We start from the raw sequence: 12230 nt of genomic DNA, 5'->3' as shown, positions 1-12230 counted from the left end.
GAGAGTGAAATCATGATTTTTTTAACAGTTGGTCTTTTTTTGACCTTGATAGGGCTCTTATTTTTAATTTTGCCTTCTAAAGGTAATTTACCTTTCTATGGTTATCATTCAGAACGTGCCACAAGATCCGACGAACATTGGCGGATTGCCCAACGAACAAGCGGAAAATATTTCTTGATTTTCGGATTATTGATGACCTTGATCGGCTACGGATTAAAAATCACAGGACATACCAATTTTTTTATTATTGAAATGTTGGTCTTAGTGTTTCCGATCATGCCGATTTTTATATTAACAGAAAAAAAATTACAAACTTACGATTTGATAAATGGAGGAGACGAGCATGAACATTTTAATGATTGAAGATAATCAATCCGTATCTGAAATGATGCAGATGTTTTTTTTGAATGAAGGATGGGAAGCAACCTTCAAATACGACGGAAAAGAAGGATTAGATGCGTTTTTAGAGAATCCGCAACATTGGGATATGGTCACGTTGGATCTTAATCTTCCGACAATGGATGGCATGATGGTTGGACGAGAAATCCGAAAAGTTTCTAGTACAGTACCAATCATCATGTTGACCGCCCGAGATTCTGAAAGTGATCAAGTGATCGGTTTAGAGATGGGAGCTGATGACTATGTCACTAAACCTTTTAGTCCCTTGACATTGATTGCACGTATGAAGGCATTACACCGTCGTAGCGAATTGGTAGAAACAAAAGAAGAAAATCCATTATCTGATCAAAATTTTGACATCCAAACCGATCACTTCAAGATGAATACGAAAACGCGTGAAGCCTACTTGAATAACCAACCGATCGATGGATTGACACCAAAAGAATTTGATCTTTTATTTACATTAGCAAAAAAACCAAGACAAGTGTTTTCAAGAGAACAGTTATTGGAACTCGTTTGGGATTATCAATATTTTGGTGATGAACGAACCGTCGACGCCCATATCAAAAAATTGCGTCAAAAAATCGAGAAAGTAGGCCCACAAGTGATCCAGACCGTTTGGGGAGTAGGCTATAAATTTGATGATTCAGGTGTTGCCTGATGCGCTATTTATACCAACAATTACTGGCATTTTGTGGGATGATCGCGATGATCATCTTGATCGTCGGTATTTCTTTTACGCAATTGACCAAGCAGACCATCGAAGAAAATAATTACCAACAACTTTTTGGTTATGCCGAGTCGGTGGAGAAAACGACCCAAACCTTTGCGGATACGTTTCCTCAATTCAATCAAGATCAAGCATTCCAAAATGCGTTGGAACTGACTGAACAAGTATTAACTGAACAAAATGTCAATTTTATCTTTATTGATAAATATGAGCGAGTGATTTATCCAACTGCTGGGGTTTACTTGAATTTTACGATTACAGCAGATCAATGGGAAAGTTTGAGAAGCGGTCGCCAAGTCAAGTTTACTTCAAATAAAAATATCTCAGGAGAGAATCAAGCCACATCCTATGCTTTGGTTCCTTTCAACTTGAATCATGAGTTTTATGGGGGATTAGTTGTAAGCCAACCAGCCAGAAACATCGACAATAGCGTGCGATCAGTCACCTTGAATCTCTTCAAAGGCTTCATCTTCTCAAGTATCATTGCAATCATCGCAAGCTATGCCTTTGCGGCTTTCCAAGTCAAACGGATCAATCGTTTGAGAAATGCTACAAAAGAAGTCACGAATGGCAACTTCGATGTGCAATTACCTGTAAATGACAAAGATGAATTTGATGAATTAGCAGATGATTTCAATAAGATGACTAACTCACTGAAAGAATCACGAGCAGAAATCGAGGAACAAGAGAATCGGCGCAGACAATTCATGGCAGATGCTTCCCATGAAATGCGGACCCCTTTAACAACCATCAATGGCTTGTTAGAAGGCTTAGAGTATAATGCCATCCCAGAAAACCAACGGGAAAATGCCATTAAATTAATGAAAAATGAAACTGAACGTTTGATTCGTCTAGTCAATGAGAATCTAGATTATGAAAAAATCAGAACGAATCAAATCAGTATGGTCATCAAAAAATTTGATGGGACAGAAACGTTAAAAAACATTGTTGCTCAATTGGAAGCAAAAGCAGAAGCTGCGGGTAATCAATTGATTTTAGAAGCACCTGAACAATTAGACGTATACGCTGATTATGATCGGTTTGTACAGATCATGGTCAACATTATTCAAAATGCGATCCAATTCACTGAAAATGGAACGATCACAGTCACATTAGAAAAAGGTTATCTTGAAACGATCATCAAAGTGACCGATACTGGTATTGGTATGTCAGAACAACAAATGAAAAGCATATGGGATCGCTATTACAAAGTTGATCCATCTAGAAAAAATACAAAATATGGCGAATCCGGCTTAGGGTTACCGATCGTTCAACAATTAGTTCGATTGCATAAAGGAAAACTCGACGTAACAAGTGAGTTAGGAAAAGGAACGACATTTACTGTAAAATTACCAGATGTTGAAATCGAATGATAACTAAATCAAAAACCGTTAAAACAAGGCTTCTATCTTGTTTTAACGGTTTTTTTATGAAGATCAACAAGCACAAGTCAACTCGCTTCTTTACAATCAGTGACATATGGGCTTTCGGCAATCGAAAGATCATGAGTCAACAATAAGATCGAAAAAGAATGATCGTTGACTAAATCGCAAAGATTTGTCAAAAGATCTTGAATCTCGATAATCGACAAATCATCGATAGGGTCTTCGATGATCAGTTTATTTTTATCGGCGAGGATCGCATGCATCAGTTGCAATTTGATTCTTTCATACGTGCTCAATTCACTTACTGATTTTTTGAGCAACGAGGAATCTATCATTAGCTTATCTTGCGCTTGTTCCTGTTTGGCTTTTTTTTGTTTTTCGGGGATGTCCAAAAATACTTGTTCTTTTAAATTAAGATAAGGGAAGAACGGCCAATTTTTTTGAACGATCATCAGATCAGTTCGTTCTGAAGCAAGGAGTTGTGCTTTGATCTCTGTGAAAATCACCTGTTGTTCGGCTTTCGAACCGATCAGAACAGTAAAACCGCTAAATGATATCAGTGAATCATGTTGGTTCATCAATGATCAGCTTCTTTCTTTTTAAAAGTCGATTTGAAATCATGAAAAGACAGGTACTAAGTAATGTGCTAATACTAACTAAACAAATGATCGTCTGTCCGATCCCTTTTAAGGTATCTACTAAAAAGTTATCGCTAAAAAAATCGATCATGAAAAAACTATTTTGATCAATCGAGATCGATAAACCATTTCCAGAAGAAAAGACACTTGGTAAATTCGGTAGTTCGAAGAAATCTAACAGAGCCAAATTGATTTTTTGGAGTAAAGCTTGATAGCCATTTTGGAAAGCAAAAACGATCAAAAGAACGCCAAGACAACTCAGAACTAATGGAATCAAGGATTGCCAAAAAACAAAGAAGAACATTTTTGGTTTGGAAAGACCCGCTAATCGCCAATTGATGATTTCCATACGATGACGATAGAGTGAGAGTAAAAAGAAAAAAAAGAAACACAAGGCAAACAGTGCCAGTATACAACTGATCACAACCAGATAGGCTTGTTGAAGCGTTTCTGATGAAGGCAAGTTTTCTTTGACATCAGAAGCATCAAATATCAACACCCGATCTTGGATTTGTTTGTGTAAAGTGGTTTGTAGATTATATAAGTTAAAGCTAATCAATAATAGAAAAGCAGAAAAGCTTGAAAACAAAGTATATAGAAATGTTTGTTTTTTGTAATAAAGTAATCGTGCGGTAGAATAACGGATCATATTCATACTTTTCACCTCAAGAATAGTATAAAAAATGAATATGAATAAAGTATGAAAATCATTTAGTGAAAAACCGAAATAAAGGAAGGCTGACCAAGTAGGACAAGCAATGGGAACCTGGAGGCGTATAAAAAACTTCTTTAGTGACGCTATTCTTTTGGTCCTACTATGAGATCCAGTGCAAAAACTAATAGGAAAATGTATTAATTTCAAGATTTATGAACGAGCGATGAGTCCCCAAGAATCAAATGATTTGTCTGGGATCTTAATGGTTTCAGACTTAGAGTATGTATGAGGGGACAGAGATGCATCGAATATGATTAGTAGCATCTCTTTGCACTTTCAATCGTGCGGGTAAAAAAAATCACTGAGTAGAAATAAGCAAATCTATTTATATCGCTAGTTATTAGATCAAAAAAAGCACCCGAAGAAAGGATTTCCTCGAGTGCTGTTCGTTGAGTGATAACATTAGCTACTTATTCTCACGTTGTTCATTCGTTGTTTTCTACTGCATCTTCACTATCCGTAGGTTCCTCGGTAGGAATACCATGGATATCTTGGAAAGTTTTTGTTTCGTAAAGATTTTGTGTCGTTTGATTGTTGTTCTCACTGAAGACGCTTGTTGATTTGTCACCAAGTGAACGCTCGGCATCATTTAGATGTTGCAAGCCATTTTTGTAATCAAACTTAGAAGTATCAAGTGGTTCTAAACCACTTTCTGTATAAAATCGAAGTAGATCGCCATTGTTGATCTGGTCTGAAACGGCGAGTTGCTTGCTGACTGCTTCACGTAAGGCAGTAACTTCTGCTTGTTGTTCTTCAGTCATATCGGATAGGACTTCACCTGTTTGGGTATCGTAGACAGATCCACCATAATAGGTATATTTAGGTGAAACGAAGTCACCATCACGGAAAGCGACTAACTGGTTATTATCAGGTGAGAAAAGATCTTGTCCTAATTGGATATAATTTTTTGAATCAACACCTAACAAATGAAGCAATGTCGGTAAAGCATCTACTTGGCCACCGTACGTATGATTGATTCCACCTTTTGTTTGTCCGGGGATATGGATCATATATGGCACGCGTTGCATCGCTGCATTGTCAAAATTTGTCCATGTCGAACTTGTTTTACCAACTAATTCAGCTAAAGATTTGTTTCTTGTATTAGAGATCCCGTAGTGGTCACCGTATAAGACGATGACTGAGTTTTCATACAAGCCACTTACTTTTAAATAGTTGAAGAATTCTTCTACCGCTGTGTCTAAATAGTTAGCTGTCGCAAAGTAACCATTGATTGTTTCATCGTTCGTATTAGCTACTGGGAATCCAGCTTCCTCATTCGTGAATTTTGAATAAGGGAAGTGATTCGATACAGCAATGAATTTTGAGTAGAAGGGTTGTTGCATCCGTTCTAAATATTGGACGGATTGTTCAAAGAATGGTTTATCATGTAAACCGTATTGGAATGAGTTATCGTCATTCACGTCATAGTATGAAGCATCAAAGAAGTAATCATACCCAAAACTCTTATAAGTTTCGTTACGGTTCCAGAATGTACCAGCATTCCCATGGAATGCTGCACTGGTATAGCCTTTTGTTTGTTTTAAAATATTTGGTGCTGCTTGGAAAGTATTCTTACCACCAAGTTGAGTGAATAGCGATCCTTGGTTCAAACCGAATAATGAATTTTCCATCAATGTCTCTGCATCACTTGTTTTTCCAGCTTTTACTTGATGGAAGAAATTGTCAAAACTAAATGTTTCATTACTGTGGAATAAACTATTCAAGAAAGGTGTTACTTCATGTTCTACGCCATTTTCGTCTTTCAGTTTATAATCGATCACAAACTGTTGTAAGCTTTCTAAATGGATATAGATAACATTCTTACCCTCAGCTAATCCATAGAGATCTTGGTTTGGTTGCGCATAATGTTCTTTGACGTAAGTTGCTACTTCTTTCATATCATTTGGACTTGCTTCAGCTCGTACTTGGTTCGTTTGGTAAGTTTGGATACCGTCGTATACCATGAACGCGTTCAGTCCAAGATATTTAACTAGATAATCACGAGAGAATGTACGTGTCAATAACTCTGGGCGATCCGCTTCAGCTAAAAATAGATTTCCAGAAAAGATCATCACTGCTAATGTAGTAAAAGCAAACGCCATTCGAGCGCGTACAGGACGTGGGTCCATTTTGATTTTTTTCGTTGCTAAAAGTGCAATGATCAAAATGATATCGATCCAATAAAGGACATCATAAGGACGGAATAACCGTAAGGCACTTTCGCCTAAACCACTTGCGACTTTTCCGGCGCCTAGGATCGCGTTGATCGTAATAAAATCAGTGAACTCACGATAATAGATGATGTTAGAAAATAAGAGCAAGGTCAACAAGAAATAGATGACTAGCATCGTGATGTACGCTGCTTTCGTTCGTCTAACATATAAGGCAATCCCTAAAAGAAGGATAGTCGTTGCGATCGGGTTGATGAACAAGATAAAATATTGGATGCCACTCTCGATCCCTAAATGGAAATCAAATAGATAAGTAGCAATCGTTTTGACCCATAACAAAACTGCTAGTAAAGTAAAAAATCCGAGCCTTTTATTTAAAAAAGCGGGTGTTTTTATTTTCAAATTAATCTTCCTTTCTGCACTCTTACATAAAAAAAGAGTGACATGAAACATACTCACGACTCACATACTCCTAACCATTTTACTAGTAGACCAAAATAGTGTCAATTGAAAGTACAAATCAAGCTTGATAGATTAAGATTTTCTTTAAGATCACTAAGTTTTGTACAAAAATCTACACATGAATAGGGAGGACAAAAGTGCGCAGCACTGAGAAATCATCATGGAAAATCGGAAATCATTCTTCAAATTGTCGTTTTTCAAATTTTTTTCTGAAGGAGCTACTTTCGGAACACTGTGCATTTCGTTTTAGTGGGAGATAAGGAGTTTTTATTTTAGCTCTTTTCTAAGGGAAACTACCTATAAGACAAGGAATCTCTAAGACAAGAAGCGTGTTTTTTGTTATACTAAAAGGGAGAATGAAAAAGCAGGTGAGCCAATGAAACTAACAATAAAAAAAAGAGCAGTCAAAAAATTTTTAAAAGGCTATCCATTGATCCAAGAAGAAGATCTAGTCCAAATGAAAAAAACGACGGAATGGGTAGAGTTAATTGATCAGCAAGGAAAATTTTTAGGAAAAGGCTATTTAGGAAAACAAAACAAAGGGATTGGTTGGGTACTCAGTCAAAAGGATGAACCATTTGATCAATCATTTTTTGAACTAAAATTTCTGACAGCTAAAGAAAAAAGGACAAGCTATTTTAATGATGAGCAGACAACAGCTTTTCGTTTGTTCAATGGAGAAGGAGATGGGATCGGTGGTTTGATCATTGACTACTACGATAGCTTTGCTGTCTTTTCTTGGTACAATGAAACCTTATATTTGGCTCGTGAAGTTTTATTAAAAGCTTTTCAAGCTGCTTATCCTGAAATTGTCGGAATCTACGAAAAAATCCGCTTTGAAACAACACGATTACCGGAGAGCCAGCATGTGACTGGAGAAGAGGCCAAAGAACCACTACTTGTCCAAGAAAATGGAGTGACTTATGCCACTTATTTGAATGAAGGTCTGATGACAGGAATTTTCCTTGATCAAAAAGAAGTCAGAGGGGCATTGATCGATGGCTTAGCTTTAGGGAAATCAGTACTGAATATGTTTAGCTATACCGGTGCTTTTTCTGTAGCTGCTGCTATGGGTGGGGCAACAGAAACGACAAGTGTCGATCTAGCAAAACGAAGTTTGAAAAAAACTCGTGAACAATTTGAGGTCAACGGGTTGACACCGGATGCCCATAAAATCATCGTCATGGATGTTTTTGAATACTTTAAATATGCCCAACGTAAAGGTTTCTCTTATGATGTAATCGTTTTGGACCCTCCAAGTTTTGCTCGGAACAAGAAAAAAGTCTTTCGTGTAGCCAAAAATTATGGTGAATTAGTGAAAGATAGCTTGTCGATCTTAGCCGATGAAGGAATCCTGATTGCCTCAACAAATGCAGCCAATGTGTCGATTGATCAATTTCAAGCAATGATCGAAGATGAACTAATCTCTGCAGAGTATGAATACCAAATCAGCGGTGTTTATCGTTTGCCTGATGATTTTCAAACCATTGATTCTTTCCCAGAAGGAAATTATTTAAAGGTATTTGTTTATGAAATAAAAAAATAGAGAGGGCGTGAAGTAAATGTTTCAAGTAAAAGGAGTAAGATTTGGTACTGGACGTCCAAAAGTCTGTGCGCCCTTGACTGGTACAACTCGCGAAGAACTTCTGAGAGAAGCAATCCTGGCGAGGGAAGCCGGTGCTGATTTGGCTGAATGGCGTCTTGATTGTTATCAGGATGTCTTCAACAAAGAACAACTAAAGGAAACGTTAGTACTGATCTATGAAATGTTAGAAAGACTTCCATTGCTTTTGACTTTTCGAACCTTAGAAGAAGGTGGAACGCAAGATATTTCAATCAAAGACTATCACGATCTGTATAAATTTTTGATCGACACAGAATTAGTGGAAATGCTAGATATTGAGTTGTTCAAAATCGAAAGTATGGAAAAGGATCTGCTCCATGATATCCACCGCCGCCAGATCCCACTGGTCATCAGTAGTCACGATTTTAAAGAAACACCAGCAGATCCGGTCTTGCTGTATCGTTTGAATATGATGGAACATTTTGGTGCAAGTATCGGCAAAATTGCTGTGATGCCAAATAATGAACGTGATGTTTTACGGATGATGGAATTGACTCGTCGTGCACATGCGTTTGTGTCAATGCCTCTAATCACTATGTCAATGGGTGAGCTTGGCATGGTCTCTCGACTTGCAGGCAACGTGACAGGTTCAGCCATCACTTTCGGTGCGTTAGATGCGACACGAGCTTCTGCACCTGGCCAATTACCAGTTAAAGAATTAAAACAAATCATTAGTTTACTCAATGAAAATTAAGCTAGACGAAGGTGAAGATTTTGGCAAAGAAGAAACCAGTAAAAACGAATGCTATACGTATGGTAGAACAAAAAAAGATTGCTTATACAGAACATGAATATGCTTGGGATGAAGCACATATCAGTGCCTCATCCGTTGCTGCTCAGTTGCCAGGAAGTGAATCACGAATTTTTAAAACATTAGTAGCAGTGGGGAATAACATAGGTCCGATCGTTGCCGTTATCCCTGGAAGCACTGAACTTGATTTAAAAAAACTAGCAAAAGTCTCCGGCAATAAAAAAGTAGAAATGCTCCATCTCAAGGACTTGGAAAAAACGACCGGATATATTCGAGGTGGCTGTTCACCAATTGGTATGAAAAAATTATTCCCAACATTTATTGAAGAACAGGCAAAAGAATATGACCAGATCATTATTTCTGCTGGAAAGCGCGGATTGCAAATGGAACTTGCTCCAGAAGCAATCGCTGAGTTGACCAATGCAACATTTGTCGATATCAAAATTTAAAAACCACAAACAAAAAGCAAAACAAATGCTGAAAGATCGATCCATGAAAGGCGAACGACACGCGTTGCCTTTCATGGATGTTTCATTCAAGCAATGTTTTGCTTTTTTGTCTCTTACCATTGACTTTGCATGGCTGCGTGCATCCCTGAAACACGCCCCGTAGCAAAAGCTGCCGTGATATTAAAGCCACCTGTATACCCATTTACATCAAGTAATTCACCGCCAAAAAACAATCCGTTCAATACTTTACTTTCCATGGTTTTTGGATTGACTTCTTTTAATGAAACGCCACCACCAGTAACAAAAGATTTCTCGATGGGAAATGTCTTATGGATCAATAGCTCAAAGTTTTTACATAATTCAGCAAATTCTTGGATTTGTTTTTCGGTTGTTTGGCTACCAGTTAGTTCGGTCATTTCTAGACGTTCAAGATAAAATTGGAGTAGACGTTCAGGTAGAAAACCACGCCACGCATTGATCAAATTCTTTTTCGATTCCTTACTTAGTTCCACTAACTCCTGTATCAGTTCTTCGACTGATTTCGTCGGGAAGCAATCTAAAGAAACAGTTACAGGTGCCTGCGTTTTTTGTAGTTCATTGTTGATGAAGCTGGAACACCTTAAAGCTGCTGGTCCAGAGATCCCAAAATGGGTAAATAAAAGATCCATCGTGTGTTCCGTGATCACTTTTCCTTTTTGGTTCAAGACACGTAACGTGATATCTTGTAAAGAAAGACCTTGCAACACTTTATCCGCAATAAATGATTCCTCAGAAATCAAAGGAGACTCTGTTGCATAAAGTGGTGTGATCGTGTGGCCTACTTTTTTGACCAATTTATACCCATCACCCGTTGCACCAGTAGAAGGATAGGTGCGTCCACCAGTCGTCAAAATGACGCATTTTGCTTTAAATTCATCAAATTCAGTACGCACACCATAGATTTGGTTGTCCTTATGGATCAATTTTTCTACACGTTCACCAAAAAACATCGTGACGTTCAATTCATTCAGACGATGAACCAGTGCTTCAATGATCGTTTTAGATTTATTAGTCACTGGAAACATTCGTCCATGATCTTCTTCTTTTAAGTGAACCCCTTGTGTTTCAAAGAATTCCATGATGTCAAAATTGTTGTATTGAGAAAACGTACTATATAAAAATTTACCATTTCCTGGGATATGCGCAATCAAATCATCAACAGGGCGATTATTTGTGACATTACATCGACCGCCACCAGTCATCAATAATTTTTTACCTGCTTTTTTATTTTTTTCGATCAACAAGACACTGGCACCATACTCGGCTGCACTGATTGCAGCCATCATGCCACTTGTTCCTGCGCCAACAACAATCACGTCATAAGTTTTTTCCATTTTCTCACCTCACAGAGAGTGTAGCATATTTGAAGACGATTCGCAGAAAATGTTTTGACCTATGATTGAAATAAGCTAAAATAAAGTCAGATGAATAAAGGAGCGTGAACCTATGTCAAATGCAAAAGAATACGTACAAGCGATACAAGAAAAACTTCACCAAAAAGATGACGGCCAAATCGAGTTTCTGCAAGCGGTCGATGAATTTATGCCTACGGTCATCCAATTTTTAGAAAAAAATCCAGAATACATTGAAAAAAATATTCTAGGGATTTTAGTAGAACCAGAACGAGTGATCCAATTCCGTGTTCCTTGGCAAGATGATCAAGGAAACTGGCAAGTGAATCGTGGGTACCGAATCCAATACAATTCAGCCATCGGACCATATAAAGGTGGCTTACGTTTTCATCCAAGTGTCAATTTGAGTATTTTAAAATTCTTAGCATTTGAACAAATTTTCAAGAACAGCCTGACAGGCCTACCAATCGGTGGCGGTAAAGGCGGAAGTGATTTTGATCCAAAAGGAAAATCGGATAATGAAATCATGCGCTTTTGTCAAAGTTTCATGTTGGAACTGGCAAAACATATCGGACCTTCAATTGATGTACCGGCAGGCGACATCGGTGTAGGTGCTCGTGAGATCGGCTATATGTATGGTGCCTATAAACGACTGAAACAATATGATGCAGGCGTTTTGACAGGGAAACCTTTAGATTTCTGGGGAAGTAAGATCCGAACAGAAGCAACAGGTTATGGCTTAGTTTATTATGTGAAACACTTATTGAACGAAGAACAAGATTCATTTGCTGACAAAACAGTGATGGTTTCAGGCAGTGGGAATGTGGCAATCTATGCAATCGAAAAAGTCCATGAATTAGGAGGGAAAGTGGTTACTTGTTCTGATTCAGGTGGCTATATCTATGACCCAGAAGGTATCGATCTTGATCTATTAAAAGAATTGAAAGAAGTCAAAAGAGCCCGCTTAACAGAATACGTCAAAGAATGCTCATCAGCTGAATACCACGCAAATGAATCGGTTTGGACTTTGAAACAAGCGGCTGATATTGCTTTACCTTGTGCAACGCAAAATGAAATCGACGGACAATTGGCAGAGATCCTTGTAGAAAATGGCGTGAAGATCGTCGCAGAAGGTGCGAACATGCCATCCACATTAGATGCTGTTTCAGTCTATGAAAAAGCAGACATCTGGTATTGTCCAGGAAAAGCTGCCAATGCTGGTGGTGTAGCTGTATCTGCGCTAGAAATGAGCCAAAATTCACAACGATTGGTGTGGGAAAGCAGCCAAGTTGATGCGCAACTTGATGAGATCATGGCAACGATCTATCAAACATGTCGTCAAACTGCCAAAGAATTTAGCAACGAAAAAAATCTTTTGCTTGGTGCTAATGTGGCAGGTTTTGAAAAAGTCGCAAAAGTAATGGCTATGCAAGGTTTAGTCTAAAAAATGGAAGTTTCTTGCAAATATTAGAAGCTTCTCGCATATTTGCTTGAAAAATAATAAAAAAAAACGTA

11 protein-coding genes are annotated in these 12230 nt (G+C 37.9%); 7 read left to right on the top strand and 4 right to left on the bottom strand.

The annotated features are described in order from the left end of the window. The first annotated feature begins 12 nt into the window (after positions 1-12). Genes IGJ99_RS08940 through IGJ99_RS08930 form a run of 3 tightly spaced genes read left to right on the top strand, consistent with a single transcriptional unit; the run spans position 13 to position 2502 of the window. On the top strand, positions 13-363 hold the full coding sequence (locus IGJ99_RS08940) for an SdpI family protein (RefSeq protein ID WP_010735097.1): 351 nt from the start codon (positions 13-15) through the stop codon (positions 361-363). Next, positions 344-1060, top strand: coding sequence for a response regulator transcription factor (locus IGJ99_RS08935; protein WP_010735098.1), 717 nt, complete (start codon positions 344-346; stop codon positions 1058-1060). The genes IGJ99_RS08940 and IGJ99_RS08935 overlap by 20 nt, the downstream gene beginning before the upstream one ends. Next, positions 1060-2502, top strand: a complete 1443-nt coding sequence (locus IGJ99_RS08930) for a sensor histidine kinase (RefSeq protein ID WP_019722958.1) — start codon at positions 1060-1062, stop codon at positions 2500-2502. The genes IGJ99_RS08935 and IGJ99_RS08930 overlap by 1 nt, the downstream gene beginning before the upstream one ends. 77 nt (positions 2503-2579) lie before the next feature. On the opposite strand, the gene IGJ99_RS08925 is transcribed toward IGJ99_RS08930, so the two are convergent. The 3 genes from IGJ99_RS08925 to IGJ99_RS08915 all read right to left on the bottom strand — a co-directional run bounded on the left by IGJ99_RS08925 (position 2580) and on the right by IGJ99_RS08915 (position 6491). Beyond that, positions 2580-3092 (bottom strand): hypothetical protein, encoded by a 513-nt coding sequence (locus tag IGJ99_RS08925; protein ID WP_010735100.1) that lies wholly within the window; start codon positions 3090-3092, stop codon positions 2580-2582. Further along, positions 3079-3807 (bottom strand): hypothetical protein, encoded by a 729-nt coding sequence (locus IGJ99_RS08920; protein ID WP_019722957.1) that lies wholly within the window; start codon positions 3805-3807, stop codon positions 3079-3081. Before IGJ99_RS08920 ends, IGJ99_RS08925 begins: the two co-directional genes overlap by 14 nt. 485 nt (positions 3808-4292) lie before the next feature. After that, positions 4293-6491: an LTA synthase family protein gene (locus IGJ99_RS08915; protein ID WP_438770920.1), complete on the bottom strand. Its 2199-nt coding sequence runs from the start codon at positions 6489-6491 to the stop codon at positions 4293-4295. Between the two features lie 385 nt (positions 6492-6876). On the opposite strand from IGJ99_RS08915, the gene IGJ99_RS08910 reads away from it, so the two are divergent. Genes IGJ99_RS08910 through ybaK form a run of 3 tightly spaced genes read left to right on the top strand, consistent with a single transcriptional unit; the run spans position 6877 to position 9324 of the window. Further along, on the top strand, positions 6877-8046 hold the full coding sequence (locus IGJ99_RS08910; protein ID WP_065095976.1) for a class I SAM-dependent rRNA methyltransferase: 1170 nt from the start codon (positions 6877-6879) through the stop codon (positions 8044-8046). 16 nt (positions 8047-8062) lie between these two features. Beyond that, positions 8063-8818 carry a type I 3-dehydroquinate dehydratase gene (aroD, locus tag IGJ99_RS08905; RefSeq protein ID WP_023519905.1) on the top strand — a complete coding sequence of 252 codons (756 nt, stop codon included), beginning with the start codon at positions 8063-8065 and terminating at the stop codon, positions 8816-8818. A gap of 20 nt (positions 8819-8838) precedes the next feature. After that, complete coding sequence (ybaK, locus tag IGJ99_RS08900) at positions 8839-9324, top strand: Cys-tRNA(Pro) deacylase (RefSeq protein ID WP_224434865.1); 486 nt, start codon at positions 8839-8841, stop codon at positions 9322-9324. Positions 9325-9437: 113 nt separating this feature from the next. Here the strand turns inward: ybaK and IGJ99_RS08895 are convergent, their stop codons facing one another. Next, positions 9438-10697, bottom strand: coding sequence for an NAD(P)/FAD-dependent oxidoreductase (locus IGJ99_RS08895; RefSeq protein WP_010735106.1), 1260 nt, complete (start codon positions 10695-10697; stop codon positions 9438-9440). 112 nt (positions 10698-10809) lie between these two features. On the opposite strand from IGJ99_RS08895, the gene gdhA reads away from it, so the two are divergent. Then, positions 10810-12159, top strand: coding sequence for an NADP-specific glutamate dehydrogenase (gdhA, locus tag IGJ99_RS08890; RefSeq protein WP_438770763.1), 1350 nt, complete (start codon positions 10810-10812; stop codon positions 12157-12159). Positions 12160-12230 lie beyond the last annotated feature (71 nt).

The organism is Enterococcus sp. AZ095b, assembly GCF_051714725.1.
Taxonomy (GTDB): domain Bacteria; phylum Bacillota; class Bacilli; order Lactobacillales; family Enterococcaceae; genus Enterococcus_B; species Enterococcus_B pernyi.
Note: the sequence above shows the minus strand (reverse complement) of the source record. Positions and strands in the feature narration are given on the sequence as shown.

What these genes read in the sequence shown, in the direction of transcription:
- IGJ99_RS08930 (WP_019722958.1), top strand. Translation starts at nt 1,060, where the DNA reads ATGCGCTATTTATACCAACAATTACTGGCATTTTGTGGGATGATCGCG.
- IGJ99_RS08910 (WP_065095976.1), top strand. Translation starts at nt 6,877, where the DNA reads ATGAAACTAACAATAAAAAAAAGAGCAGTCAAAAAATTTTTAAAAGGC.
- IGJ99_RS08935 (WP_010735098.1), top strand. Translation starts at nt 344, where the DNA reads ATGAACATTTTAATGATTGAAGATAATCAATCCGTATCTGAAATGATG.
- IGJ99_RS08925 (WP_010735100.1), bottom strand. Translation starts at nt 3,092, where the DNA reads ATGAACCAACATGATTCACTGATATCATTTAGCGGTTTTACTGTTCTG.
- IGJ99_RS08915 (WP_438770920.1), bottom strand. Translation starts at nt 6,491, where the DNA reads ATGTTTCATGTCACTCTTTTTTTATGTAAGAGTGCAGAAAGGAAGATT.
- IGJ99_RS08920 (WP_019722957.1), bottom strand. Translation starts at nt 3,807, where the DNA reads ATGAATATGATCCGTTATTCTACCGCACGATTACTTTATTACAAAAAA.
- IGJ99_RS08895 (WP_010735106.1), bottom strand. Translation starts at nt 10,697, where the DNA reads ATGGAAAAAACTTATGACGTGATTGTTGTTGGCGCAGGAACAAGTGGC.
- gdhA (WP_438770763.1), top strand. Translation starts at nt 10,810, where the DNA reads ATGTCAAATGCAAAAGAATACGTACAAGCGATACAAGAAAAACTTCAC.
- aroD (WP_023519905.1), top strand. Translation starts at nt 8,063, where the DNA reads ATGTTTCAAGTAAAAGGAGTAAGATTTGGTACTGGACGTCCAAAAGTC.
- IGJ99_RS08940 (WP_010735097.1), top strand. Translation starts at nt 13, where the DNA reads ATGATTTTTTTAACAGTTGGTCTTTTTTTGACCTTGATAGGGCTCTTA.